We start from the raw sequence: 25,588 nt of genomic DNA on the forward strand, positions 1-25,588 counted from the left end.
AGCCTATTCGTTGGTGCCCGCTAGGCTCGGCGTCGTCCGCACGGCGACCCCTCCGGTCGCCCCCGTCCCCGTCCCGGAGCCGCCCGTGAGCCTGCCCGACGCCCTCGCCGGGTTCGAAGAGGCCCGCCGGACGGTCGGCGACCCGCGCACCTGGATCGCCATCGTCCTCGCCGTGATCGGTGCCGCGTGCATGTCGGGCGGCGCCCAGCTGCAGCACGCCGGCGTGGCGAAGGTCGAGGCCGTCGCCCGCGAGGAGCTGCAGGAGATCCGCGGCCTCGGGCGGCAGCAGATCCTCGATCTCCTCCGGCGTCCCTCCTGGCTGCTCGGCACCGTGCTCCTCGGCCTGGCGATCCTGCTGCAGCTGACCGCGCTGTCGATGGCGCCGCTCATCGTCGTGCAGCCCGTCGGCGCGATCGCGCTCGTGATCACCGCGTTCATGAACGCCCGCATCTCCCAGTCGAAGCTCAACCGGGCATCCGTGCGCTCGATCGCACTGTGCGTCGGCGGCATCGCGCTCTTCGTCGTGCTCGCGGCGATCTTCGGCGTCGAGTCGAAGATCACTGAGCAGCAACTGCTGACGATCCTCGCGATCCTCGGCGTGACGATCGTCGCGTTCTTCGCCGCCTTCGTCTGGCTCCGCGACCGTGCGGGCGCGCTGCTCTACATCATCGGCGCGGGCGTGCTCTACGGCTTCGTCGCGACGCTCGCGAAGGTCGTGCTCGTGCGCATCTTCCAGGGCGACTTCGAGATCCTCACCCTGCTGTGCCTCGCGGCGCTGCTCGCCGCGGCCGCGCTCGGCGCCTGGTTCGTGCAGAACGCCTACTCGTCCGGGCCGCCCGACCTCGTGATCGCCGGCCTCACCGTCGTCGATCCGCTGATCGCCGTCGCCATCGGCATCCTCGTGCTCGGCGAGGCGGCCACCGCCCCCGTCTACGCGCTCGTGCTGTTCGCCGTCTTCGGGGTCGTCGCGATCTACGGAGTGTTCCAACTGGCCAAGCATCACCCCCAGGTCACGGCCTAATAGGGTGGACCCGATGATTTCGACGAACGAGGACACCACAGGTCTTGACTGACGATTCCTCGACCGCCGGAACGGCGGCCCCGCTGCGCATCCTCATCGGCGCCGACACCTTCACCCCCGACGTGAACGGGGCGGCGAAGTTCACCGAGCGCCTCGCCGTCGGCCTCGCCGGTCGCGGACACGACGTGCACGTCGTCGCGCCGGCGTTCAACCGCAAGCACGGCACCTTCACCGAGGTCTACGACGGCCAGGCGCTCACCGTGCACCGACTCTTCTCGCTGCGCTGGTACCCCCACGACTGGCTGCGCTTCGCGATCCCGTTCCGCGTGCAGCCGAACACGGCGAAGATCCTCGACGAGTTCAAGCCCGACGTCGTGCACTTCCAGTCGCACATCGTCGTCGGCCGCGGCCTCGTGCGTCAGGCCGCCGCCCGCGGCATCCGGATCATCGGCACGAACCACTTCATGCCGGAGAACCTGATCGAGCACTCGCTGCTGCCCGAGGGGCTGCGTGACAAGGCGATCGAGATCGCGTGGAAGGACGCCGCCAAGACGTTCAGCTACGCGGAGCAGGTGACGACGCCGACCCGCAAGGCGGCGATGTTCCTAGAGAAGGAGACGCACCTGCGCGGCGTGCACGCGATCTCCTGCGGCATCAACGCCTCCGACTACACCGCCGATCTCACCCCGCGCACCGAGAACCGCGTCGTGTTCGTCGGGCGCGTGACGGGGGAGAAGCACATCCACGTGCTGCTGAAGGCCGTGGCGCAGATGGACCCCGAGCTCGACGTCAAGGTCGACATCGTCGGCAGCGGCGACCAGATGCACCAGCTGCAGCAGCTCGCCGTCGACCTCGGCATCCGCTCGAACGTGCATTTCACCGGGCACGCGACGGATGCCCAACTGCGCGAGACCCTGACCCGGGGGAGCGTCTTCGCGATGCCCTCGATCGCCGAGCTGCAGTCGATCGCTACGATGGAGGCCATGGCCAGCGGCCTGCCGGTCGTCGCCGCGAACGCGATGGCCCTGCCGCACCTCGTGCACGACGGAGAGAACGGCTACCTGTTCCAGCCGGACACCCCCGAGGACCTCGCGGCGAAGCTCACCAAGGTGCTGACCCTGCCGCGCGAGGAGTACCTCGCCATGCAGCGCGAGAGCCTGCGCATCGTCGAGGCGCACGACATCGAGAAGACGCTGACGACGTTCGAGAAGCTGTACCGCGGGGAGCCGGTCGCGGACTGACGTCCCCCGCGCCGCGTGCGCGCTGCTAACCCTGGCCTGCCTCGTCGACGCCTGCTGCGCACTCGTGGCGCGGTGTGGCAGGCGACGGATGCCGCGGCGACTACGATCGTCGCGGGGCGGTAGCTCAGCCGGTTAGAGCAGCGGACTCATAATCCGTCGGTCACGGGTTCAAGTCCCGTCCGCCCTACAACTGCTGATGAGAGCGCGCCGACGGGATGGCATCGTCCGAGCGGCCTGACGCAGAGCGTGCCGCCGAAGAGCAGCACCCCGGGCACGAGACGCCCGGCTCGAAATGCACGGACCGCCTCTCAAGACAGCGGGCGTCGTGTGAGGCAGGCGTCATCAACGGTGACGGAGGGGCAACAACACGGAAACGCACCGGGGTTAGCGTTCTCGGCATGTGGAAAGCCGTGATCCTCGCCGGCGGCCGTGCCACGCGCCTCGGCGGCATCGACAAGTGCGCGCTCCGGAACGAGGCGGGCGAAAGCTTGCTTCAGCTAGCCCTGCAGGCCTGTCGGCCGGCCGCCGTGACGGTCGTCGTGGGGGAGGCACGGGTGGGGGCGACGGACACGGCCGCACTCCGCGTCGTGCGCGAGGCTCCCGAATATGGTGGCCCCGTCGCCGCCCTCGCGGCCGGGCTGGCTGCCGTCGACGATGTGCCGGCCGAGTGGACCGCGCTCGTCGCGGCGGACCTCACGGGCATCCGGGACGCCCTACCGGTGCTGCTCGACCGGGCCGCCGACGCGGACGGCGCGACGGACGCGGCAATCGCCGTCGATCCGGACGGACGCACGCAGTGGCTGCTCGCGCTCTACCGCACCGCCGCGCTACGGCGGCGGCTCACGGCGATGGATGCCGAACGACCGTTGGAAGGCGCCTCGCTCAGGGCCCTGCTCGCCGGGATCCCCGCCGCGACCGTCGCCCTTCCGGCGCACCTGTGCGCGGACGTCGACACCGCCGAGGACGCGCGAGCAGCGGGCCTCGCGCTTCCCGAGGTCGCCCATGCCTGAGCAGTCCCTCGACGAATGGCTCGACCGAATCGTGCCCGTGCTCGACGTTCCCCGCGAGCTCGTCGACACCGCGCTCGTGCTCGACCTGGCCCGCGATGCAGCACACGGTGTGCTCCGCCCCGCCGCGCCGCTCACGACGTTCCTGGTCGGTCTGGCGCTCGGACGTTCCGGGGGCGGGGCGGAGGAGTTGCAGCGGCTCGCGCGTCTCGTCACCGGGGAGATCGAGCGATGACCGCTCCGCTCGTCGGCTCTCATGCCACGAACATCGGCTGGGCCGACGCCCGCAACGCAGCCTTCGCACTCGGCGCCGCGGTTCCTCGGCGGCCCGCGGACGTCGTGCCCCTCGCCGAGGCCGCGGGGCGCGTGCTGGCCCACGACGTCTTCGCACTCTCCGCGATGCCTCGGCTCGATGCCTCGGCGATGGACGGCTGGGCCGTCGCCGAGCCAGGAGCAGACGGTGGATGGACGGTGGGCAAGTCCGTGCTGGCGGGCGACGTCCCCGCGATCACGACCCTGGCGCAGGGCGAGGCTCGTCCTATCGCGACCGGGGCACCCGTGCCTCCTGGCACTGTCGCAGTGCTGCGTAGCGAACACGGCGACGTCGTGGGCGGCACCCTGCGGCTCGGCCCGCTTGCGACCCGCTCACCGCGCCCGGGCGACCACGTGCGCCCGGCCGGAGAGGAGGCGCTGAGAGGTGACCCTCTGCTGCGTGCCGGCCTGCCCTTGACGCCGCCGCGTATCGCGCTCTGTGCTGCCGCCGGCTACGACCACCTCGCGGTCGCCGCGGCGGTCGCCGGCGATCTGCTGGTGCTGGGCGACGAGCTCGTGGACGAAGGCGAGCCGCGGCCGGGCGCGGTACGGGACGCTTTGGGGCCCTCGCTGCCGGGAGTGCTCCGCAGCGTGGGGCTCGGCATCGTGCGGCACGCGCGGTGCCCCGATGACGCGCGCGCCACCCTCGCCGCTCTCGCTGCAACCGAGGCGCCGCTCGTCGTGACGACGGGCGGCAGCGCGCGGGGTCCGGCGGACTTCGTGCGCGGGGCCATCTCGGGACTCGGCGGCCGGCTGGTCGTCGACGGTGTCGCGATGCGGCCGGGGCATCCGGTCATGGTCGCGTCGCTCCCGGGCGGTCGGGTGCTGCTCGCACTCCCGGGCAACCCGCTGGCGGCGATGCTCTGCCTCGTGGGGCTCGGCACACCGATTGTCGACGGGATGCTCGGACGGCGCAGCGCGCGCCTCGGCCGCGCCGAGCTCGCGGCGGAGGCCTTCGCGCCCGCGGCATCCGTTCGACTCATGCCCTGCGAGGAGACGGACGACGGGCTCGTGCCGCTGCGGTGGCAGGGCTCCGGGATGCTCCGCGGGCTCGCCGCGGCGGATGCGGTCGCCGTGATCCCCGCGGGAGGAGCCCCGGCGGGCACGAGCGTGCCGGTGCTGCCCCTTCCCTGGTGACGCTCGGACTGAACCAGGGCTCAGCCCGCTGAAACCGTCTCTCCCTTGCCCGCCCGCGCGAGCAGTTCGGCGATGCGGCCCTTGCAGCCGCCGCAGCCGGTGCCGGCTCGGGTCGAGCGCCCGACGCAGGCGACCGTGTCGTCTCCGGCGTCGATCGCCTCGGTGATGCGTCCCGCGGTGACGCCGTTGCACCAGCACACGGTGGCGTCGGGTGCGAAGGGATCGGATGCCGGGGCGACGAGAGCGTCGGTCGAATCCAGTCTCAGCAGGGCGGTCCGGTCGGCGGGCAGCTCGCTGCCTCGCTCGAACAGCAGCGTCAGCTCGGCGGCGGTGCGCGGCATGCCCACGCAGACGAAACCCTCGAGCACACCGCCGCGGGTGACGAGTTTGACGTAACCGCCGCGGGCGGGGTCGGCCCACACGGTCACCTGCCAGGCGCGCCCACACGAATGGCCCTGCGGGTCGGCGTCCCACGGGTCGGCGTCGACGACGCCACCCGCGCACACGTCGACGCCCTCCGCCTTGAGCATGACGACCGTGGGCCGCTCGGCGGGCGGCGCGAGGGTGGCCGAGCGGCCGGCCGCCTCGGCGCGGAGCAACTCGACGAGGGCGTCCGCCTGCCGCCAGCCCGGACCGATCAGCCCAGCGGATGCGCCGGGCACGCGCCCGTCCGGCGCCGCGGAGCCCGGCGTGGCGACCTGCGCGCAGTCGCCGATCGCGAAGACGTGCGGGTCGGTCCAGCTGCGGAGGTGCTCGTCGACCACGACCCCGGTGGACACGACGAGCCCGGCGTCCGCGGCGAGTTCGACGCGTGGCGCCGCACCCGCCGAGAGCAGGAGCAGGTCGCCGTGCACCTGCTTGCCGTCCGCGCACAGCAGCGCATCGAAATGCGCGCGCCCGGCGTCGTCGGTGCGGGTGAGGATGCCCTCGGCGCGAGAGTGCGCGACCATCTCCACGCCCGCGGCCGACGCGGCCAGCGCGAGAGTGCGTCCGCCGGCGACGTCGAGGTTGCGTGCCATGGGGGAGGGCCCGTGGTGCACCACGACGACCCGGGCGCCGCGTTCGGCCGCCGCGAGCGCGAACTCCATGCCGAGCACACCGGCGCCGAGCACGACGATGCGGCGCCGGTCCCGCACCGCGTCGGCGACGAGCTCGGCGTCGGTGAGATCGCGCAGTGTGACGACGCCGCGGGGGAGCGGCCGTGCACCGCGGTCGAGGTCGGCGGGGTCGTGGGGCCGGGCGAGGCGATGACGGCGGGAGCGCTCGAGTCCGGCGAGCGTGGGCACGTTGGCGCGCGCTCCCGTGGCGAGCACGAGGCGGTCGTACGGCAGGTGCGATCCCGTCGAGGTGCGCACGCGACGCCGCTCACGATCGATGCCGGTGGCCGCCTCGCCGAGGCGGACGTCGACTCCCGCGGCCCGGGCTGCGGCCGTGTCGCCGATGTCGAGGGTGTCCCGATCGGCTCGCCCGACCGCGTACTCCGCCACGAGCACGCGGTTGTAGACATCCGCCTGCTCGGCCCCGAGCACGGCGAGGGCGACTTCCCCCGCGCGCACGGAGTCGAGCATCCCCTCGACGAACCGTGCCGCGACGGGACCGTAACCGATGACGACGACGCGGATCACGCAGGGACCTCCTCGACGCGCGCGACGCTCACGAGCGTGCGCTTGAACTCGGGCATGGCGGAGACGGGGTCGACGGCGGCCTCGGTGAGGGTGTTCGCGCGCTCGGCACCGGGGAAGTGGAAGGGCAGGAAGACGGTGTCGTGCCGGATGCCGCTCGTGACCTCCGCCCTCGCCCGTGTCACGCCTCGCGGCGATGTGATCTCGACGAGATCGCCGGAGGCGATGCCGAGGCGCGACGCGGTCGCGGGATGGATCTGCAGGGCCGCCTCTGGGCGGGCAGTCACGAGTTCCGGCACCCGACGGGTCTGGGCGCCGGACTGGTAGTGCTCGAGGAGGCGACCGGTCACGAGGGTGAGCTCGCCGCCCCGCTGCGCTCCCGGCTCGCGCAACCGAGGGATGACCGCCACGAGGCGCGCCAGCCCGTCGGGATGCGCGAACCGGTCCTCGAAGAGCCGGGGCGTGCCGGCCGAGCCGGCAGGGTAGGGCCAGAAGGCGGCGACGCCCTCGTCGAGCCGCGCGTGGCTGAGCCCTGAGTAGTCCGCGATCCCGCCGGCCGAGGCCCGCGCGAGCTCGTCGAAGACCTCGGCCGCGTCGGTGCTCCAGGTGCCGGGAGCGTCGAGGCGCCGCGCGAGCTCGCGCATCACCCACAGCTCGCTGCGGGCCTCGGCGGGCGGGTCGATCGCACGGCGGCGGCGCAGCACGCGCCCTTCCAGGGACGTCATCGTCCCCTCCTCCTCGGCCCACTGCGTCACGGGCAGGATGTAGTCCGCGAGCAGGGCGGTCTCGGACGGGACGAAGTCGCACACCACGAGGAGGTCGAGCTCGTCGAGCGCCCGGGTGACGGCCGCGGCATCCGGCGCGCTCACGACGACGTTCGAGCCGTGCACGAGCAGGGCCTTGACCTCGCGGCCGAGCATGCCGAGCAGTTCCACCGCGGGCACCCCCGGCCCCGGAATCGACTCGGGCGGGACGCCCCAGACGGATGCCACGTGCTCGCGCGCCGCCGGGTCCGTGATCTTGCGATAGCCCGGCAGCTGGTCGGCCTTCTGGCCGTGCTCGCGGCCGCCCTGGCCGTTGCCCTGACCGGTGAGGGTGCCGTAACCGGAGACGGCGCGGCCGCCCTCGACCCGCCCCGGCAGGCCGAGCACGAGGGCGAGGTTGATCGCGGCGGTCGCGGTGTCGGTGCCGTCGACGTGCTGTTCGACGCCGCGGCCGGTGAGGATGAAGGCGCGCCCCTCGGCGAGACGGCGTGCGACCTGACGCAGTTGCGCCGCCGGCACGCCCGTGACTTCCTGCACCCGCTCCGGCCACCAGCGGTTCACCTCGCGGCGGAGCTCGTCGAGCCCGACGGTCCGCTCAGCGAGGTAGGCGGAGTCGGCGAGGCCCTCGGCGAGCACGACGTGCGTGAGCCCGAGGAGCACGACGAGATCGGTGCCAGGGGCGGGCTGCACGTGGATTCCTCCGCCGTCCTCCGTCAGCCGCGCCGTCTCCGAGCGGCGCGGGTCGACCACGACGAGTCCGCCCGCGGCCCGGGCGCCGGCGAGGTGACCGATGAACGGAGGCATCGTCGCCGCGACGTTGGAGCCGAGCAGGAGGATCGTGCGGGCATCGTCGAGGTCCTCGACGGGGAACGGCAGTCCCCGGTCGACGCCGAACGCCCGGTTGCCGGCGGCGGCTGCGGACGACATGCAGAACCGGCCGTTGTAGTCGATGCGGCTCGTGCCGAGCGCGATGCGCGCGAACTTGCCCAGCTGGTAGGCCTTCTCGTTGGTCAGACCGCCGCCGCCGAAGACGCCGACCGCGTCGGCACCATGCGACGAGCGGATGTCCCGGAGCCGCCGCGCGATGTCGTCGAGCGCCTCGGCCCAGGAGACCTCCTCGAACCCGCCGTCGACGCGACGCAGCGGCCTCGTCACGCGATCGGTCGTGTCGAGTACCTCGGCCGAGGTCCAGCCCTTCTTGCACAGGCCGCCGCGGTTGGTCGGGAAGTCCCGGCCGGCCACCTCGATGCGGGCCCCGGCGGGGGTCAGCGACATGGCGCACTGCAGCGCGCAGTAGGGGCAGTGGCTCGACCGGGTCATCCGTCGTCACCTCGTCGCTCGGTCAGATCCGGATGCCGGCGCGGCGACCGCCCCGCAGGTAGACGAGTCCGGTGATCGTGAGCATCAGGACGTAGGCGACGACGAAGCCGGCGAGCCCGGCCTCGTAGCCGCCGGTGGACGTCTTCGACAAGCCGAGCACCTGGGGGATGACGAAGCCGCCGTACGCGCCGACCGCGGAGATGATGCCGAGGGCCGCCGCCGCCCGCCGCTGGGAGCTGATGTCGCCGGCGGTGCGGTGAGCGTCGGCGACGCCCGAGCGCCAGGCGAAGACGGTGGGGATCATGCGGTAGGTCGCGCCGTTGCCGACGCCACTCGCCGCGAAGAGCGCGAGGAACAGCACGAGGAAGAGCCAGAAGTTCGCCAGTGGCAGGGTCAGGATGACCGCGACCGTCATGATCCCCATGGCCGCGAACGAGGTCATCGTCATGGCGGCCCCGCCGAAGCGGTCGGCGAGCCTGCCGCCGTAGGGGCGGGCGAGCGACCCGACGAGGGCGCCGAGGAACGCGAGCGTCAGGGTGGCGCCGCCCACCGCGAACGTGGAGAACTGGGGGAAGAGGTCGGCGATGAGCTTCGGGAACACGCCCGCGAAGCCGATGAACGAGCCGAAAGTGCCGATGTAGAGGAACGCGAGCACCCAAAGGTGCGGCTCCTTGGCTGCGGCGAGGGAGGCGGCGAAGTCGCTCCGGGCGGCGGAGAGGTTGTCCATCCGCAGCGCGGCGCCGATGGCGGCGACGAGGATGAGCGGCCCCCAGATGAGCCCGGCGAGGGGCAGATTCACGGCGCCCGCCGCGCCGATCGTGATCGCGATGGGCACGAGCAGCTGGGCGACGGCGGCACCGAGGTTGCCGCCCGCGGCGTTCAGGCCGAGTGCCCAGCCCTTCTCCCGCTGCGGGTAGAAGTAGGTGATGTTCGCCATCGACGACGCGAAGTTGCCGCCGCCCACCCCGGCGAGCGCCGCGACGGCCAGCATGACGGCGAAGGGCGTCTCGGGGTTGCCGACGCAGAGCGCGAGCCCGGTCGCCGGCAGGAGCAGCAGCAGCGCCGACACGATCGTCCAGTTGCGGCCGCCGAAGCGGGCGACCATGAACGTGTAGGGGAAGCGGAGGGTCGCGCCGACGAGGCTCGGCATCGAGATGAGCCAGAAGATCTGCGCGGTGTCGAACGTGAAGCCCGCGGCGGGCAACTGCACGACCACGATCGACCAGAGCTGCCAGACGACGAACCCGAGGAACTCGGCGAAGATCGACCAGCGCAGGTTCCGGGCGGCGATCCCGCGGCCGACGGACTCCCACTGCGCGGTGTTCTCGGGCTCCCAGCCGTCGAGCCATCGGCCGGGCCTGCGGCTCAGCGCGGGCGCCTCCGCGGGCGGGATCGTCGACGTCGGTGCCGGGGCGGTGCGGGTGAGTTCGGCGGTCATCACTCTCTCCAAAGGGTCGGCGGTGCGGGGTGCGATGGGCGGTACGTGGTGCCCGCGCGCGACGCTGCGCGTGGAGAAGGGGGGTCAGACGAGGGCGCGGTCGTACAGCTCGGCGACGATCTCGACGAGCTCGCGCGGCGGGACGGAGGTGGCCGTGAGGAGCGGCTCGCTCGTGACATCCGCCCCGGCGTTAGCCGCGAGCCCGGCGAAGTACCCGGGCGCGAGCAGGTAGGACGCGACGACGACGCGCCCGCCGGGGTTCGCTGCGCGCGTGCTCGTCACCGCCTCGGCCACGCGCGGACGGGCGGCCGAGATGAACGAGACGGTGACCGGCCTGCCGAGCTCGGCGGCGAGCAGGGCCCCGGCGGTGTGGCAGTCGTCGACGGCGCGGCGGTCGCTCGAGCCCGCGGCGGCGAGCACGACGTGGTCCTCGTTCCGCAGTCCCGCCTCGCGCAGGCGGCGTGCGAGCACCGTCGCGAGCCGCGGGTCCGGCCCCAGAGCGGCGGTGACGTCGGTCGTCGTCTCCGCCTCCGCGGCCGCCTCGGCGAGGTCGACGTGCACGTGGTAGCCGGCCGAGAGCAGCAGCGGCACGACGACCGCGTCCGCCTCAGCGTCGAGGGAGTCGAGCACCGACGGCACGTCCGGCTGCTGCACGTCGACGAACGCGTCGAGCACCGTGAGCTCGGGCCGTGCGGCGCGCACCGCCTCGAGCAGATGTGCGACGGCGGCCGCGCCCGCGGCATCCGAGGTGCCGTGCGAGGCCGCGACGAGGGCGCTCCTCGGCGCGACCTCGATCACGCCGTCGCGCTCGCGCACCCGCCAGGTCGGCAGGCGGAGCGCGTCGGGCTTCGTGTAGCAGTGACCCGACTCGAGGTCGTAGACGTCCTTATGCAGCGGCGAGGCGATGGTCGGGCGGTCGCCCTTCGAGCCGACGATGCCGCGGGAGATGACGGCGGCGCCCGTGGCGGGGTCGAGGTTGGAGACGGCGAACAGGCGGCCGTCGGGCAGGAGGAACAGGGCGATCTGGCTCGCGCCGACGAGCGCGGCCTCCCCCCACAGGGGCTCGAGCTCGTCGCGACGGCAGACCGCGGTCCAGATCGTCGCCGTCCGCTGCGCGCCGGCCGGCTCTCGTGTCTCGGTGATCGTCACGGGGTCGAGGCTAGGAAGGGCATGTTTCCGTAGGGCACGCCTCCCGTGACGCCCCCGTAACGTCTGCCTCACTCGTCCGCCGCGCCGACGTGAGATGCGCGTTACAGAGCGTTACCTGGGCGCAATAGGGCTGGAACGCCCGGTCCGTACCGTCGAACACGTCCGAGAACCGCGTCGCCCCGGAGGACCCATATGTCTCAGGCCCGTCACGTCGTCGTCATCGGCGGCGGACCCGCCGCGCACCGCCTGACCGAGTCCCTCGTGTCACGGCTCGCGCCGGATGACGACGGCCTCGCCGTCACCGTGCTGGCGGAGGAGGTGCACCGCCCGTACGACCGCGTCGCACTCAGCCGCCGGCTCGAGGGGCAGGTCGACCTCACCCTTCCCACCGATGTCTGGGAGCACGCGGCGGTCACGCTCCGCACCGGTGAGCCCGCGCTCGCGATCGATCCGGATGCCCGGACGGTCACCACCGCGCAGGGCGTGCTCTCCTACGACGAACTCGTCCTCGCCACGGGATCGAGCGCGTCCGTCCCGCCGATCGAGAACGCGGGCGCCGGCCGCGTCTACCGCACCCTCGAGGACGTCGACGCCCTCGTCGCGGAGATCGCGGACCTCGGCGTGCGGCGTCGCCGGCCCGCCAACGTGGTCGTCGTGGGCGGAGGTCTGCTCGGGCTCGAGGCCGCGGGCGGCGCCGCGCGGCTGGGTGCCAACGTGTCGATCGTGCACTCGGGCCGGTGGCTGATGTCGAGCCAGCTCGACGAGGGCGCCGGGCAGACCCTCGGCCGGATCATCCGCTCCCAGGGCATCGCCCTGCACCTCGGCACCAGGCCGAGCGGCATCCTGCTCTCCGAGGGCGGTACGGTGCTCGGCGCGGCCCTCAACGACGGCTCGAGCGTGCACGCCGACATCGTCGTCTTCTCGATCGGCATCACCGCGCGCGACGAACTCGCCCGGGCCGCGGGCATCGAGGTCGGCGCGCGGGGAGGCGTCGTCGTCGACGAGGCCTGCGCCACGAGCGCACCCCACGTGTGGGCGATCGGGGAGGTCGCGAGCATCGAGGGCGTCTGCATCGGACTCGTCGCTCCGGCCAACGCGATGGCGGAGGTCGTCGCCGACCGCATCCACGGCGGGCGCGCCGCTCTCCCCGGCATCGACGACGCCACCAAGCTCAAGCTCTCGGGCGTCGACGTCGCGAGCTTCGGCGACGCGCTCGCCCGGGGTACGGGCGCCCTCGAGGTGGTCTACGCCGACCCGGCGCGCGGCGTCTACCAGAAGCTCGTCGTGAGCGACGACGCCAAGACACTGCTCGGCGGCATGTTCGTCGGCGACGCCGGTCCCTACACCGCCGTGCGGCCGCTGCTCGGGCGCGAGCTCGACGCCGAGCCCGCCGCCTACCTCGCGCCTGCCGGCATGGAGCCGACGGCCGGGGGCGAACTGCCCGACGACGCGCAGCTCTGCTCCTGCAACAACGTCTCGGTCGGCGCGGTCCGCGACGCCGTCCATGACGGATGCCACGACCTCGGCGAGCTCAAGGCGTGCACCCGGGCCGGCACCCAGTGCGGCTCGTGCGTGCCTCTCGTCAAGAAGCTGCTCGAGACCGAGCTGACGAAGTCGGGCGTCGAGGTGTCGAAGGCGCTGTGCGAGCACTTCGCGCTCAGCCGTGCCGAGCTGTTCGAGTCGGTCCGCATCCTCGGGCTGACCAGCGCCGAGGCGATCATGTCCCGCTTCGGCACCGGCCTCGGCTGCGACATCTGCAAGCCGGTCGTCGCCTCGATCCTCGCCAGTCAGACCAACGGCTACATCCTCGACGACGGCCAGGGCGTGCTCCAGGACACCAACGACCGGGCGCTCGCGAACATGCAGAAGGACGGCACCTACTCGGTGGTACCGCGCATCCCCGGCGGCGAGATCACCCCGGCGAAGCTCAAGGTCATCGCCGAGGTCGCCGAACGCTACGACCTCTACACGAAGATCACCGGAGGCCAGCGCATCGACATGTTCGGGGCGCGCCTCGAGCAGCTGCCGGACATCTGGCGGGAGCTGGTCGACGCGGGCTTCGAGTCGGGCCAGGCGTACGGCAAGTCCCTCCGCACCGTGAAATCGTGCGTCGGATCGACCTGGTGCCGCTACGGGGTGCAGGACTCCGTCGGCATGGCGGTGTTCCTCGAGGAGCGGTACCGAGGCCTCCGCTCCCCGCACAAGTTCAAGCTCGGCGTCTCGGGCTGCGCCCGGGAGTGCGCCGAGGCCCGCGGTAAGGACATCGGCGTGATCGCGACCGAGCTCGGCTGGAACCTCTACGTCGGCGGCAACGGCGGCTACCAGCCCGCGCACGCCCAGCTGCTGGCCGGCGACCTCGACGACGAGACGCTCGTACGCTTCATCGATCGGTACGTCATGTACTACATCCGCACCGCCGATCGGCTGCAGCGGACGGCGCGCTGGCAGGAGGAGCTGCCCGGCGGCCTCGACCACGTGCGCGACGTCGTCGTCGAGGACTCCCTCGGGATCGCCGCCGAACTGGAGGCGGCGATGGAGCGCCACGTCGGAACGTACCGCGACGAGTGGGCGGCCACGCTCGCCGACCCGGAGCGGCTGAAGCGCTTCCGCTCCTACGTGAACGCGCCGCAGACGCCGGACCCGTCGCTCCGGCGGGTGCGCGAGCGCGACCAGGGACGCCCCGCCACGGCCGAGGAGCGCGTGCTTCTCGCCGGCCCCACCATCCCCGTCCGAGGAGCGTGACATGGACCTCTCCATCCCCCTGACAGGGCGACGCGTGCTGGTCATCGGCACCGCGGTGAGCGCTCGTCGCGTCGTCGCGCGCTGCGCCGTCGAGGGCGCGGACGTGCGCCTCGTCCCCGCCCACTCGCTCCCACCCCTCACCGGCCGCTTCCGCCGCCCGGCCGCGGACCTCGTCGTGTGGGTCGAGGGCGACACCGGCATCCGGGCGCGGCTCGAGCAGGAGTGCCGGCGTCTCGGCATCTGGTTCACGGCGGAGTCGCCTGTCACGCCGGTCCCGCGCGGACACGTCACCCTCGTCGGCGGCGGGCCGGGCGACCCCGATCTGATGACCGTCGCCGGCCGGCGTGCCCTCGCCGACGCCGACGTCGTGCTGTTCGACCGCCTGGCGCCCCGCGAGGACCTCGAGCGGTGGGCGCCCGGAGCCGAGCTCATCGATGTGGGCAAGACCCCCGGCCATCACGCAGTGCCCCAGCACGAGATCGAGGCACTCATGGTCCATCACGCGCTGCGCGGGCTGCGGGTGGTGCGGCTGAAGGGCGGCGATCCGTTCGTGTTCGGCCGCGGCGGAGAAGAGGTGGCCGCATGCCGGGCCGCGGGGGTGCCGGTGAGCGTGGTGCCTGGCGTGACCAGTGCGATCTCCGTTCCCGGGTCCGTCGGCATCCCCGTGACGCACCGCGAGATCAGCCGCTCCTTCACGGTCGTCTCCGGACACGCGCCATTCAGCGAGAACGAGCTCACCCACCTTGCCGGGATCGGCGGCACGCTCGTCGTGCTCATGGGCGTCAACACGCTGCCGCACCTGGTCGCCGGACTACGTCGCAACGGCATGGGAGCCGAGGTCCCGCTCGCGATCGTCGAGCGCGGCTTCAGCGAGAGCCAGCGCACGACGGTGACCGATCTCGGCGGAGTACTCGCGGAACTCGGCCGGGTCCAGCCGCGGTCGCCCGCCGTGATCGTGATCGGCGAGGTCGTGAGACAGCGCCCCGGAGGGGAGACGGCATGGGATACTGAGGCCGCCCGAGCCGTCGCCGCCTTCGCGAGCTGAGAACGGAGGGAGTTGCTTCGATGCCCGTCACCGGAGGGACGCCGAGCGCCACGGATGCCGCAGAGCAGAGCGCGCCCGGATTCCGGCCGGATCAGCTGGAGGGCTTCCGCATCGGTGTGACGAGCGACCGCCGTTCCGAGGACCTCATCAGCGCCTTCGAGCGCCGCGGCGCCGAGGTCACGCACGCCCCGACCATCCGCATGACGGGCGTGAGCGACGACACGGTGCTCGTCGACGAGACGCGCGCGGTCATCGATGCGCGACCCGACGTACTCCTCGCCACGACGTCGTACGGCATGCGGCGCTGGCTCGAGGCGGCGGATGCCGCGGGGCTCGGCGACGACCTCATGGACGTCCTCGCCGAGGCGCGGATCCTCGTCCGTGGTCCCAAGGCCCGCGGCGCGGTCCGTGCAGCGGGGCTCGACGATCACGGGATGAGCGAACGCGAGACGACCACGTCCCTCGTCGACCTCGTCCTCAAGACGGACGTCCGGGGACAGTCCGTCGCCGTGCAGCTGCACGGCTTCACCGACCCCGAACAGCTGCACCGGCTGGAGTCGGCCGGAGCGAGGGTGCTGCCGGTCGCCCCGTACCGCTGGACCAAGCACGAGGACTCAGCCCGAGTCATCCGCCTCATCGACGCCGTGTGCTGCGGCTCCCTCGACGCCGTCACGTTCACGAGCGCCCCGGCCGTCGAGGCGCTCTTCGCGACCGCGGCCGAGGTGGGCAGGCTCGACGCACTGCAGGGTGCGTTCCGCGAGAACGTCGTCGCCGCAGCAGTCGGACCCGTGACAGCGGCGCCGCTCGTCGAGGCGCAGATCCTGCCGATCGTGCCCGACCGCTTCCGGATGGGCGCCCTGATCCGCCTGCTGTGCGAACACCTCGAGCAGGCCTCGGTGCACCGGCTCGAGACGGAGTTCGGCACTGTCGAGTTGAGGGGGAGGACCGTGGTGCTCGGTGACCGCAGGGTCTCGCTCAATCCTGTGCCCCTCGCCCTCTTCCGCGCGCTCGTGGAGGCCGGCGGGCACACCGTTTCCCGCGACGCCCTGGCCCGGTCGGTGCCGGGAACACTCGACGACCACGCCGTCGACGTCGCAGTCAGCCGGCTGCGGCAGGCTCTACCGAACGGCCGTCTCGTGTCGACCGTCATCAAGCGGGGCTATCGCATCCCGGTCAAGGAGTGAGCGCCGCGCTGCCGGCATCGACCAGGCTCCGGTCGGGGGCGCCGCGCTGCCGGCCCCATCGAGTCCTGACTCGAGGCCCGGATGTCCCTGCTCCTAGTGGACCTGGCCCGAGCCGTGGGCGCGGTCAACCGCCCATCCCGCGCGAACACGAGGTAGCGCTGCGCCACGAACGCGCCGAGGTAGAGCACGGTGTCGGTCAGGGGCTTCGCGACTGTGAGCGCGACGCCGAGCCCGGTGAGGGCGGCGAGTCCTGCATAGTTGAGTGCGAGCAGCGCGACGGCGAGGGCGACGTACTTGCCGAGTTGAGCCGGCAGAGATCCCGACCGTCGCGCCTCGAAAACGATGGTGCGGTTGAGGGCGAAGTTCGCGCTCGCGCTGAGTACGCGGGCGAGAACGACCGACAGCAGCAGTGACTCGCTGAGGCTGAACAGCACCGTCAGTGCCACCCAGTCGAGCGCGAACGAGCCGAGTGACACGACGACATAGCGCAACATCGGCCGCATCACGGCGATCGAGTCGTGGACGGGGCGGAAATGCGACGACGCGTTGCCATCGATGTACACGGTGGTGATCTCGATCTCTCTGAGCCCGTGACCGGCCGCGGCAGCGCGCAGCAGCACGGTGAGCTCCCACTCGAAGCGTTCGCCGGGCACGGTGAGCAGCCACGGGATCATCGCGGCCGGGATGCCACGTAGTCCGGTCTGAGTGTCGTGCACTCGCACGCCGCTGACGGATGAGAACAGTCGGCGGGAGACCGCGTTGCCGGCGCGGCTTCTCAGCGGCACCCGGCCGGTGAACCGCCGGCCGCCGAGCACGAGCGCGTCGCCTTGTTTCGTGGCTCTGGCGACTCGGTCGATGTCGTCGGGGCGATGTTGGCCGTCACTGTCGGCGGTGACGACGGATGTCCCCGGGTACCGCGCCGCGATGTGCGCGAGTCCGGTCTTGAGAGCGCGCCCCTTGCCGGCGTTGCGCAGGTGACGCACGACCTCGGCGCCGCGCGCCTCGACGTCGGCGAAGAGCCGGGCGTAGCGCGATCCGCTGCCGTCGTCGACGACCACGACCCGAAAGCCGTGCAGGGCGTCGACGAGGTCGAGCAGGCGCTCGTCGGGCTCGTAGGCGGGGATCAGCACGATCACGAGGCGCTGCCCGCGATGTAGAGGATGTCGGAGGTGCCGCGCTCCTCGCCCTTGCCGAGCGGATCGTTGACGAGCGCCCCGTTGAAGTACATCGTCGACGAGCCGCCACCGTCGATGTTGTACGCGGTGGTCGCGCCGAGGTCCTGCATGATCTGAGCGAGTTCGGTCATGTCGACGCCGGCGCTGTAGCCGGGGCTGCGCCCGTCGACGACGACGAAGACGAGGTGGTTCTCGCCGATGACGCCGATGGCTGTGCGGGGCTGGTCGCCCTGAATGGAGTGATTGCCGAAGTTCGTGTCGACCTCTACGTCGTCGATGCCGTCGACGATCTCGCCGTCCTCGACGAGTGCGGGCCCGAACGACAGGGTGTTCCAGACGCCGTCGGCGAGCAGCTGCTCGGCCGTCGTCGTCGTCTCGTCGTACACCTCGACGGTGCCGTCGAGGTAGAACGCCAGCCCCTGGCGGGCGCCCTCGTCGCGGTAGATCACGCCGTTGCGGATGACGATGCCGGTGTCGCGGAAGCCGTAGTAGTCGCCGTTGATCGCGAAGATCGCCTCGTTCGCCTCCGCGATCGTCGAGGTGGTCTCGGTGATGTTGGTGCCGAAGCTGTTGTCGGCGAACGCCGACTGCAGCACCGTGGCATCGCTCAGCATCACGTCGGCGACGTAGTAGGTGACGGTGTCGTCGCCCCCGCCGGTCGTCACAGTCGAGATGTCGATTAGCGCGTCATCCGACTCGTAGCTCGATCCCTCGACGGTGCCCGAGGTCGTGCTCGTCGCCTCGACCGTCGCGTTCTCGGCCTCGTAGGCCTCGACGTCGGTGATCGCCACGTGCTGGATGACGAAGCGGTCGAGCGCCCACGCCGACGCTCCGCCGGCGGCGAGCGTCAGCGCGAGGGCGGACGAGAGGACGATGGCGCGGCGGCGTGGTCGGCGTCTGCGGGGGTCGGGTGTCGAAGTCATGCCTCAGGAGTACGGATGCCGTCTGAGATGCACGTTGCCCGCGACTGAGGCACGCCCCAGCGAACCCTTGGTCGCAACCAAGTGCCCTCACCGTCGGCCGACCGCCCCTGGCCGGTCTCAGCCGCCCTCAGGACGCGCCATAGGAACGACCAAGCCTCGGACGGCTCACTAGGGGCATCCGTTCCGACCCCAAGGAGATCCCGTGATCACCGCCGTCATGATCGCCGCCGACCTCGTCGCGATCAGCCTGCTCGCCTTTGCCCTCTACTTCTCCCGCCACCGTCGCCGCGACCTCGTCGTCGCGTTCGTCGGCGTCAACGTCGGGGTGCTCGCCGTCTCGGTCGTGCTCGCCTCATCGTCGGTCGGGCTGGGGCTCGGTCTCGGTCTGTTCGGGGTGCTGTCGATCATCCGGCTGCGCTCGTCCGAGATCTCGCAGCGCGAGGTGGCCTACTACTTCGCCTCGCTCGCGCTCGGCCTCATCGCCGGGCTCACCACGGCGCTCTCGTGGCTGCCGCTCGCGCTCATGGCCCTCATCGTCGTCGCGCTGTTCGTGACCGACAGCCCACGCCTGCTGGCCCGCTACCGACACACGACGATTACGTTGGACCGCGCGTTCACCGACGAGCAGTCGCTCACCCTGCACCTCGAAAGCCTCCTGGGCGGGCCGGTGCGCGCGCTCACGGTCCAGCAGGTCGACCTCGTGAACGACACGACCGTCGTCGACGTTCGACACGAGTCGGCCACCGGCGTGCGCCGCGACGCCCGCGTGCTGGAGACGACGCGATGACCCTCGAACGACTGCAGCCCATCACCCTCGACGAACTCGTCGCCGAGGCCGCGCTGCTCACGCGCGTCGACCGCAAGTACGTGCTGCCGGCGAAGGATGCCGCGCAGGTGCTCGCCCGCCTGCCGGAAGACACCCGCGTGCTGACCATCGACGGCGCGACCTCGTTCGAGTACGAGTCCTTCTACTTCGACACGCCCGACCTGCTCAGCTACCGCATGGCCGCGCTCGGCCGCCGCCGCCGTTTCAAGCTGCGCACCCGCAGCTATGTCGACTCCGAGGACTCGTTCCTCGAGATGAAGACGCGCGGCGCCCGCAGCGCGACGGTGAAGGACCGCATCGAGTACCTCTTCGACGAGCGCGAGACGCTGACCCGCGAGGGGCGCGCCTACGTCGAGGAGTCGCTGCTCGGGCTCGGCTTCGAGCACCCCGATCAGCTCGAGCTCGTGCCCACCCTCGCCACCCGCTACCGCCGCACCACCCTGCTGCTGCCCGCGACCGGCAGCCGCGCGACGGTCGACACCGACCTCTCGTGGCAGCTCGCCGACGGCACGACCCTCGCTCTGCCCGAGCTCACGATCATCGAGACCAAATCCGGGCAGCGCACCGGCGAGGTCGACCGCCTGCTCTGGGCAGCCGCCCACCGCCCCTCGACCATCAGCAAGTACGGCACCGGTCTCGCCGCCCTCCGCGACGACCTGCCCTCCAACAAGTGGGCGCGCGTGCTGCGCCGCCACTTCCGACCCGACGCGGCGATCGCCGCCTGACCCCGACAGGACCTCCCATGCGCAAGAACCGCTTCCTCCTGCCCGCCGTGCCGCTCTTCCTGACCGGCTCACTGCTCGCCGGATGCACCGTGACCGCGGCATCCGGAACCGCCACCAGCTCCTCGAGCGATTCGTCTGCCACGACCGTCGCCGACGTCGACGCCACCCTCACCGCCGAGCAGGTGCTCGCCGAGAACGAGGACGCGACGACGGTGACCGAGGACGAGTGGAACACCGGCACCGAGACCACGATCACCCTCGACGGCGACACCGCGTCGGTCGACGGTTCCGGCGTCACGGTGGACGGCTCGACGGTCACGATCACCGAGGCCGGCACCTACCGGATCAGCGGCGGCACCTTCACCGGCTCGATCGTCGTCGCCGCCCCGGAGGACGCGGTGGTCGCCCTCGTGCTCGACGGCGCGACGATCGAGAACCCCGACGGCGCCGCCATCGCGGTGACGAGCGCCGACGACGTCGCCGTGCAGCTCGAGGACGGCACGACGAACACCCTGTCGGACGCCTCGAGCTACGCCGACGACGCCGACGTGAACGCCGCTCTGTTCAGCGAGGCCGACCTCACGATCGGCGGCACCGGCGAGCTGGTCGTGAACGGCAACGGCAACGACGGCATCACGAGCGAGGACGACCTCGTCGTGACCAGCGGCACCATCGTCGTGAGCGCGACCGACGACGGCCTGCGCGGTAAGGACTCCCTCACGATCACCGACGGCACGATCACGATCGACGCCGGCGGCGACGGGCTCACCTCCGACAACGAGGAGGACGCCACCCGCGGTTACGTCGACATCTCCGGCGGAACGTTCGACGTGACATCCGGCGGCGACGCCCTCTCTGCCTACACCGACCTCGTCATCACCGGCGGCACTCTGACCCTCACCAGCGGCGGCGCCGCCGGGTCGACCGTGGCCGACGACGCCTCGGCGAAGGGTCTCAAGGGGCTCACCTACGTCGTCGTCGAGGGCGGCACGATCGAGGCGGATGCCGCCGACGACACCGTCCACTCCAACGGTGCCGTGCACGTCAACGGCGGCTCCCTCACACTCGCCTCGGCCGACGACGGCGTGCACGCCGACACCGCGCTGCACATCGACGGCGGCGAGCTGACGATCACCGAGTCGGAGGAGGGTCTCGAGAGCGCTGCGATCACGATCGCGGCCGGAACGATCGACATCGCCTCAGCCGATGACGGCATCAACGCGTCATCCGGCACGACGTCGACCGGCGGCGGCATGGGCGGCGGCGGGATGGGTGACACCGGCGAGACGCTGACGATCACCGGCGGCGACACGACGATCCGCGCCGAGGGCGACGGTTTCGACTCGAACGGGTCGGCGACGATCAGCGGCGGCACGCTGACGGTGTGGGGTCCCCAGAGCTCGGGGAACGGCGCGCTCGACGTGAATGGCACCCTCGACGTCTCCGGCGGCACGGTGCTCGCCGTCGGCAGCGCCGGCATGGTCGTGTCGCCGTCGACCTCGTCCGCTCAGGGCTGGATCTCGGTCGCGGCATCCGGCAGCGCGGGCTCCACCGTGCAGATCGTCTCCGGCGGCACCGTCATCGCGGAGTACGAGGCGGAGAAGGACTTCGCCTCGGTCGTGTTCTCGGACGAGGAACTGACCGACGGTGGCAGCTACGAGGTCGTCGTCGACGGTTCGACCGTCGCGACCGCGACCGAGGGCGAGGCGATGGCGGGCGGCATGGGACCCGGCGCCGGCGGCGGTCCCGGCGGTCGTCCTTAGCCCATTCATAGGAACGACCTAGAGACGGACAAGAGAGAAGCACTTGGCTATGACCATGACGATTCCAAGCTCCCGCTCGGCGCTCATTCGGCCCGACGGCAGCCCCATCCGCGCGCTCATCGTCGACGACGAGGCCAGCCTCAGCGATTTGCTGCGCATGGCGCTCCGCAACGAGGGGTGGGACGCGCGCACCGCGTCGAACGGGCAGGAGGCCCTCAACACGGTGCGCGAGTTCGAGCCCGACCTCATCGTGCTCGACATCATGATGCCGAACCTCGACGGCATGGAGGTGCTCCGCCGCCTCCGCGCCGCCCGCAACGACGTGCCCGTGCTGTTCCTCACCGCGAAGGACGGCGTCGACGACCGTATCGCCGGCATCTCCGCGGGCGGAGACGACTACGTCACCAAGCCGTTCAGCCTCGAGGAGGTCGTGGCCCGCCTCCGCGGTCTCGCCCGGCGTCACGTCGCCGCCGTGTCCGAGGAGGATCCGCAGCTCGTCGTCGGCGACCTCGTGCTCAACGAGGAGACCTACGAGGTCGAGCGCCGCGGCACCCCGATCCAGCTCACCGCCAAGGAGTTCGAGCTGCTGCGTTACCTCATGCGCAACCCGCGCCGGGTGCTCAGCAAGGCGCAGATCCTCGACCGGGTGTGGAGCTACGACTTCGGCGGCAAATCGAGCATCGTCGAGATCTACATCTCGTACCTGCGCAAGAAGATCGACACCCTCGGCGATCCGATGATCCATACGGTGCGGGGCGTCGGCTACACGATCAAGCCCACGGCGTGAGCGAGCGCCGCCGCTGGTCCCTGCGACGTCGACTGGTCGTAGGGACCAGCCTGCTCGTCGCGATCGTCTTCGCGATCGTCGGCGTCACGACCGTGCTCGCGCTGAGGGAGAACCTCACCTCCCGCCTCGACGAGCAGGTGCTGACCGCAGTCGACATGTCGTCGCGGCCCGGCCCCGGCGACCAGATGCCCGACGACGGCGGCTTCGGCCCGCGCCAGCGCATCGGCACTCTGCAGGTCGTGCTCGAGAGCGGCGACGTCGTGAGCTCCGCCTACACGTCGGACACAGGGGCCGAGATCGCGCTGACCGACGAGCAGCTCGACATCCTGCAGTCCCTCGACTTCGAGGAGCGCACCCCGGTGACGGTCGATCTCGGCGGGAATCTCGGCTCGTTCCGGCTCGCGTCCGAGACCGTGGGGACCGAGACCGTCATCGCCGGCAACTCGCTCGACGAGGTGACGATCACGACCGGCAACCTCGCCCTCATCATCACGGCGGTCATGGCCGCCGCGCTCCTGCTCGCCGTGCTCGCGACCACCTTCTTCGTCAAGAACGCGCTGCGCCCGCTCGAGCGCGTCGCCTCGACGGCGACGCGGGTGGCGCAGCGCCCGCTCGCGGCCGGGGCGGTCACGATGCCGGAGCGCGTCCCCGCCGCCGACACCGACCCCGACACCGAGGTCGGCCAGGTCGGCGCCGCGCTCAACCAGCTGCTCGGCCACGTCGAGTCGGCCCTGTGCTCGCGCCAGCACAGCGAGGAGCAGCTGCGGCGATTCATCGCGGATGCCTCGCACGAACTGCGCACGCCGCTCGCCTCCATCCGGGGCTACGCCGAGCTCTCGCAGAGCGACCCCACACCGATGTCGCCGACGCAGGAGCGCTCGCTCGAGCGCATCGCCGCGGAGTCCATCCGAATGACGTCGCTCGTCGAGGACCTGCTGCTGCTCGCTCGCCTCGACGCCGGGCAGCCGCTGCGGCGGGAGCCCGTGGACCTGGCGCGGGTCGTCGTCGACGGCGTGAGCGATGCTCACGCCACAGATCCCTCGCATCACTGGACTATGGACCTCGCCGACGCGGAGGTCGAGGTCACCGGAGACGAGAACAGGCTGCGCCAAGTCGTCGTCAACCTGCTCGGGAACGCCCGAGTACACACTCCGCCAGGCACGAACGTGACAACTGAGTTGAGCACCGAGGCGGATGCGGCCGTCATCCGCGTGCTCGACGACGGACCAGGCATCGCCCCCGAGCTGCAGGCGCAACTGTTCCAGCGCTTCACCCGCGGCGACAGCGCGCGCTCCCACGACCATGGCAGCACCGGCCTCGGCCTCTCGATCACCCAGGCGATCGTCGAGGCGCACGACGGCACGGTTGCGGTGCAGAGCGAGCCCGGCCGCACGGTGTTCACGGTGCGGGTTCCGCTGCGGCGCGCACGAGGGCGGACCGCCGCTTGACGAGCTCGATGATCCGTCGAGCTATCCCCACGGGTCCGCTCGTACTTCGACACACGGCGAAGTCGGATCGTCCAGTCGGGCGACGGCGACTGTAAGCACGCGCTCGTGTCACCTGAGTGAGGAACGGGCGGACCGCTGGGTTTCACTGCTCGTGGGCGTCGAGGCTGCGTCGTGCGCGGGGCACCTCGGGCCGTCCTCGACGAAGCAAATCGCACCCTCGTTCGCACATCAAGTTCAACCGCCGCCCGCGCGCGTCTCAGTGCGGCAGGGGAGACCTATCCTTCGTCGCTTCCAAGCATCGGAATCGCGCTCGACCGGATCCGCTTTTTCGGCGTCATCGCCGAGGAAGCGGATCGTTCAGAAGCCTCGCGGGTTCCGGCGGCTCTGCAGGTAGCCTCGGCGTGCGCAGAGGTCCTGCCACTTCTCTTCGTTCACGGCTCGGAAGTTCCGGCCCCGTGCCTGGCAGATTCGACGCCAAGCAGCGTCGCTGACGAGGTCATCAGAGTCGATGGTCTCGGCGTTGATCGAGCGAACGATCGCCTGGTCCGAGGATGCAAGAACTCCTGCCATGTGTGCTCCACTTCGTTGATGAGAGTCGGCGATGACGTCAGCGGATCGGTACTACGTAGCCTCACAGTTGCTCGAACGGATTCGCCAGTGGCTCTCGGATGGGTGGTCGGCGCGGAGTCGTTCTCCTAGCCCGTGCTGCGTTCGGCATTTGCACTACCTCTGGTCAGTGGGTGCGCAGCCCTTCCTCCTGCGGCGTGCGTGCCGCGGCGCTCGCGCGGTTCAGCGCGACGAGCACTCCGGCGGCCGCGAGCGCCGCCGAGATGGCGAACCCGCCTTCCACGCCGGCGCTGTCGATAGCGGCGCCGGCGACACCGGTGCCGAGAGCGGCCCCGACGAGCGAGCCGGTCTGCAACCAACCGAACGCCTCCGCCGACTCGGAGAACGGGGTCGCCTCCGACACGAGGCGGTACATCAGCGAGAGTGCGGGCGCGTGACCAGTGCCCGCCAGGAACATCGCGATACCCAGTAGCGGGGAGCTCGCGGTCAACCCCGCCACCGCGGTGAAGACCGCCACGGCGAGGATGAGGAGGGACAGTGCCCAGCGGCTCGAGGAACGGTGGCCGAACGCGATCCCGCCCACCATCGAGCCCAGGCCGAAGGTCGCCAGCACGAGCCCGGCGTCGATGTGCGCATCCCCGAATCGAGCGACGACCGCGACCTCCAGCCCCGTGAACGAGGCGATCAGGAAGAACGACGCCGCCGTGGCGACGAGGACCGGCCGGTGCAGCAACACCCGCCCGAACCTGCCGGTGGTGCGGGGGAAGCGTGTGTGCCGGAGCTCCGGCGAGGCGACGAACCAGGCGCCACCGACGACGAGCACGACGACAGCCGTCATGATCGCCGCAGTGGTCGAGAAGGTGCCCGCGATCACCGTCACGGCGACGGGGCCCACGATCCAGATGAGCTCCTGGATCGACGCGTCGAGCGAGAACAGTGCGGGCAGGCGATCACCAGGAGCGATGCGCGGATAGAGCGCGCGAAGCGCCGACGTGATGGGAGGAACGGCAGCGCCCGTGATCGCCCCCAGGGCGAGGTCGCCCCAGAGTGGAAGATCGGTGAGCCCGATTCCCGCGAGCGCGGCGGCGCAGAGCAGCGTCGACAGCGCGATGGTGCGGCGCGCGCCCAACCGACCGAGCAGACGACCCAGCACGGGACCTGAGAAGGCCTGGCTCACGCTGAGGCACGACAGGATGAGGCCCGCCTGCAGGTACGAGCCCGTGCGTGCGTGAACGTGCATGACGACCGCGAGGGAGATCATCCCGAACGGGAATCGTGCCGTGAGCTGCGACGCCATGATCCGCACGAGGGCGCGGGAGCGGAGCAGTGAGATGTAGGCGCGCATGGAAGACCTCTCGGATCGGGAGCCGGATGGCAGGCAGCCGGAGGGGA

General features: G+C 71.4%; 20 protein-coding genes and 1 tRNA gene. 14 read left to right on the forward strand and 7 right to left on the reverse strand.

All coding sequences use genetic code 11. The annotated features are described in order from the left end of the window. Positions 1 to 13 precede the first annotated feature (13 nt). From JUB10_RS10445 to JUB10_RS10470, 6 genes are all read left to right on the forward strand, one after another. Positions 14 to 1,021 (forward strand): DMT family transporter, encoded by a 1,008-nt coding sequence (locus JUB10_RS10445; protein ID WP_307859192.1) that lies wholly within the window; start codon positions 14 to 16, stop codon positions 1,019 to 1,021. A 44-nt stretch (positions 1,022 to 1,065) separates the two neighbouring features. Next, positions 1,066 to 2,262 (forward strand): glycosyltransferase, encoded by a 1,197-nt coding sequence (locus JUB10_RS10450; protein ID WP_242682447.1) that lies wholly within the window; start codon positions 1,066 to 1,068, stop codon positions 2,260 to 2,262. A gap of 113 nt (positions 2,263 to 2,375) precedes the next feature. Continuing rightward, a tRNA-Ile gene (locus tag JUB10_RS10455) sits at positions 2,376 to 2,449 on the forward strand. A 211-nt stretch (positions 2,450 to 2,660) separates the two neighbouring features. Continuing rightward, positions 2,661 to 3,272, forward strand: coding sequence for a molybdenum cofactor guanylyltransferase (gene mobA / locus JUB10_RS10460; RefSeq protein ID WP_207456515.1), 612 nt, complete (start codon positions 2,661 to 2,663; stop codon positions 3,270 to 3,272). Continuing rightward, a complete protein-coding gene (locus JUB10_RS10465) occupies positions 3,265 to 3,504 on the forward strand; it encodes a DUF6457 domain-containing protein (RefSeq protein WP_242682448.1) in 240 nt (79 codons plus the stop codon). Before mobA ends, JUB10_RS10465 begins: the two co-directional genes overlap by 8 nt. After that, entirely contained in the window at positions 3,501 to 4,718 is a 1,218-nt protein-coding gene (locus JUB10_RS10470) for a molybdopterin molybdotransferase MoeA (protein ID WP_207456516.1), read from the forward strand. The genes JUB10_RS10465 and JUB10_RS10470 overlap by 4 nt, the downstream gene beginning before the upstream one ends. 20 nt (positions 4,719 to 4,738) lie before the next feature. Here the strand turns inward: JUB10_RS10470 and JUB10_RS10475 are convergent, their stop codons facing one another. The 4 genes from JUB10_RS10475 to nirD form a co-directional block, all read right to left on the reverse strand. After that, entirely contained in the window at positions 4,739 to 6,343 is a 1,605-nt protein-coding gene (locus tag JUB10_RS10475) for an FAD-dependent oxidoreductase (protein WP_307859193.1), read from the reverse strand. Further along, positions 6,340 to 8,424 (reverse strand): molybdopterin oxidoreductase family protein, encoded by a 2,085-nt coding sequence (locus tag JUB10_RS10480; protein ID WP_207456517.1) that lies wholly within the window; start codon positions 8,422 to 8,424, stop codon positions 6,340 to 6,342. The genes JUB10_RS10475 and JUB10_RS10480 overlap by 4 nt, the downstream gene beginning before the upstream one ends. Before the next feature lie 22 nt (positions 8,425 to 8,446). Beyond that, positions 8,447 to 9,862, reverse strand: coding sequence for an MFS transporter (locus tag JUB10_RS10485; protein ID WP_207456519.1), 1,416 nt, complete (start codon positions 9,860 to 9,862; stop codon positions 8,447 to 8,449). Positions 9,863 to 9,946: 84 nt separating this feature from the next. Continuing rightward, positions 9,947 to 11,011: a nitrite reductase small subunit NirD gene (gene nirD, locus JUB10_RS15070; protein WP_307859194.1), complete on the reverse strand. Its 1,065-nt coding sequence runs from the start codon at positions 11,009 to 11,011 to the stop codon at positions 9,947 to 9,949. Positions 11,012 to 11,203: 192 nt separating this feature from the next. On the opposite strand from nirD, the gene nirB reads away from it, so the two are divergent. Genes nirB through JUB10_RS10505 form a run of 3 tightly spaced genes read left to right on the forward strand, consistent with a single transcriptional unit; the run spans position 11,204 to position 15,982 of the window. Continuing rightward, positions 11,204 to 13,753: a nitrite reductase large subunit NirB gene (gene nirB, locus JUB10_RS10495; protein ID WP_207456521.1), complete on the forward strand. Its 2,550-nt coding sequence runs from the start codon at positions 11,204 to 11,206 to the stop codon at positions 13,751 to 13,753. 1 nt (position 13,754) lies between these two features. After that, positions 13,755 to 14,798, forward strand: coding sequence for a uroporphyrinogen-III C-methyltransferase (gene cobA, locus JUB10_RS10500; RefSeq protein ID WP_207456522.1), 1,044 nt, complete (start codon positions 13,755 to 13,757; stop codon positions 14,796 to 14,798). Positions 14,799 to 14,818: 20 nt separating this feature from the next. Continuing rightward, positions 14,819 to 15,982, forward strand: coding sequence for a uroporphyrinogen-III synthase (locus JUB10_RS10505; RefSeq protein ID WP_207456524.1), 1,164 nt, complete (start codon positions 14,819 to 14,821; stop codon positions 15,980 to 15,982). Here the strand turns inward: JUB10_RS10505 and JUB10_RS10510 are convergent. After that, positions 15,958 to 17,118, reverse strand: coding sequence for a glycosyltransferase (locus JUB10_RS10510; protein WP_207456526.1), 1,161 nt, complete (start codon positions 17,116 to 17,118; stop codon positions 15,958 to 15,960). The two genes, JUB10_RS10505 and JUB10_RS10510, sit on opposite strands and share 25 nt — an antisense overlap. Beyond that, positions 17,115 to 18,080 carry a phosphodiester glycosidase family protein gene (locus tag JUB10_RS10515; RefSeq protein ID WP_207456528.1) on the reverse strand — a complete coding sequence of 322 codons (966 nt, stop codon included), beginning with the start codon at positions 18,078 to 18,080 and terminating at the stop codon, positions 17,115 to 17,117. Before JUB10_RS10515 ends, JUB10_RS10510 begins: the two co-directional genes overlap by 4 nt. 202 nt (positions 18,081 to 18,282) lie before the next feature. Here JUB10_RS10515 and JUB10_RS10520 point away from each other — a divergent pair, with 202 nt between their 5' ends. The 5 genes from JUB10_RS10520 to JUB10_RS10540 are packed head-to-tail and all read left to right on the forward strand — an operon-like array spanning position 18,283 to position 23,629. Then, on the forward strand, positions 18,283 to 18,867 hold the full coding sequence (locus tag JUB10_RS10520; RefSeq protein WP_307859195.1) for a DUF4956 domain-containing protein: 585 nt from the start codon (positions 18,283 to 18,285) through the stop codon (positions 18,865 to 18,867). Continuing rightward, a complete protein-coding gene (locus JUB10_RS10525; RefSeq protein WP_207456529.1) occupies positions 18,864 to 19,631 on the forward strand; it encodes a polyphosphate polymerase domain-containing protein in 768 nt (255 codons plus the stop codon). The genes JUB10_RS10520 and JUB10_RS10525 overlap by 4 nt, the downstream gene beginning before the upstream one ends. Positions 19,632 to 19,648: 17 nt before the next feature. Next, the gene (locus JUB10_RS10530) at positions 19,649 to 21,394 is read left to right on the forward strand and encodes a carbohydrate-binding domain-containing protein (RefSeq protein WP_207456531.1); all 1,746 of its coding nucleotides are present in this window, start codon (positions 19,649 to 19,651) and stop codon (positions 21,392 to 21,394) included. A 55-nt stretch (positions 21,395 to 21,449) separates the two neighbouring features. After that, entirely contained in the window at positions 21,450 to 22,181 is a 732-nt protein-coding gene (locus tag JUB10_RS10535) for a response regulator transcription factor (protein WP_242682449.1), read from the forward strand. Further along, entirely contained in the window at positions 22,178 to 23,629 is a 1,452-nt protein-coding gene (locus tag JUB10_RS10540) for a sensor histidine kinase (protein ID WP_207456535.1), read from the forward strand. The genes JUB10_RS10535 and JUB10_RS10540 overlap by 4 nt, the downstream gene beginning before the upstream one ends. Before the next feature lie 733 nt (positions 23,630 to 24,362). Here the strand turns inward: JUB10_RS10540 and JUB10_RS10545 are convergent. Continuing rightward, a complete protein-coding gene (locus tag JUB10_RS10545) occupies positions 24,363 to 25,541 on the reverse strand; it encodes an MFS transporter (RefSeq protein WP_207456537.1) in 1,179 nt (392 codons plus the stop codon). Positions 25,542 to 25,588 lie beyond the last annotated feature (47 nt).

Source organism: Desertivibrio insolitus (assembly GCF_017355965.1).
In the GTDB taxonomy this organism is placed as follows: Bacteria; Actinomycetota; Actinomycetes; order Actinomycetales; family Microbacteriaceae; genus JAFIQW01.